Origin of the sequence: Mesorhizobium sp. M7A.F.Ca.CA.001.08.2.1, assembly GCF_003998455.1 — a bacterium.
In the GTDB taxonomy this organism is placed as follows: Bacteria; Pseudomonadota; Alphaproteobacteria; order Rhizobiales; family Rhizobiaceae; genus Mesorhizobium; species Mesorhizobium ciceri.
This window is the reverse complement of sequence record NZ_RZPW01001198.1, coordinates 1-1,124: the sequence shown is the minus strand read 5'-3', so window position 1 is coordinate 1,124 and position 1,124 is coordinate 1. Positions and strand designations below refer to the sequence as shown.

1 pseudogene is annotated in these 1,124 nt (G+C 65.1%); it reads left to right on the top strand.

Features of this window, described 5'->3' with window-relative positions:
• Positions 1-1,124: pseudogene (locus EN914_RS36155) on the top strand (autotransporter outer membrane beta-barrel domain-containing protein); the annotation flags it as partial.

The following is a 1,124-nucleotide window of genomic DNA, read 5'->3' as shown; positions in this document are numbered from 1 at the left end:
AATGGCGGCACGGTTTCGGTCACCAACCGCAATCTGATCGTCACGGACGGCGCCGATTCCTATGGCATCAGCGCCAATTCGATCGGTGGCGGCGGCGGTGTCGGCGGCTCGTCCAGCTCTGGCGTGCTTGGCACTTACGCAATCGGCGGCTCGCTTGGCGGTGCGGGTGGCAAGGGCGGCAATGGCAACCAGGTCGATGTCGTCAATATGGCCGGCGCAACGATATGGACCAAGCAGGAGCGCTCGATAGGCATCTTCGCGCAGTCGGTCGGTGGCGGCGGCGGCGCAGGTGGTGCCGGCGAAAGCAAGGGCAAGAGCGATGGCGGTGAAGTCGCGGTAAACCTGTCGCTTGGCGGCTCGGGTGAGGTCGGCGGCAACGGTGGCAAGGTCAATGTCGAAAACAGCGGCATAATCCAGACCGACAAGGCCAATTCCCACGGCATCCTGGCGCAGTCGATCGGCGGCTCCGGTGGCGTCGGCGGCGCGTCCGGCACGTCATCCACCGACTCGAAGATCGCCATCACGCTGAGCCTCGGCGGCGCCGGCGGCGCTGGCGGTACCAGCGACAAGGTTCACGTCCAGAACTTCCAGAGCGGTTCGATCCTGACGCAGGACGACAACTCGCACGGCATCTTCGCACAGTCGGTGGGCGGCGGCGGTGGTGCGGGTGGCGCTGGCTCGACGGAGACTGGTAAGGCCGAGACGGCCGTTACCATGTATATTGGCGGCCAAGGCGGCAGTGGCAGCATCGGCGGTGAGGTCGAGGTCAACAACTTCGGCAAGATTGAAACACTGGGCTATATCTCGCACGGCATTTTTGCGCAGTCGATCGGCGGTGGCGGGGGTGCCCCGGGTGCCGCGACCGGCGCATCGGAAGCAGACATGACAATCGGTGGCGGTGCCAGCATACCCAACGGGATTCCGATCCCGGTGGTCGGCGACCCCAACGACCCCGACAACGAGGCCGATGGTGGCAAGGTCACCGTCACCAACGATGGCGAGATCATCACACACAAGGATGGGTCATACGGCATCTTCGCCCAGTCCATCGGCGGCGGTGGCGGATATGGCGGCACGGGTTCCTCCGCCTTCGCCGGGTCCGAATCCTTTGCTCTCCGCCTGGG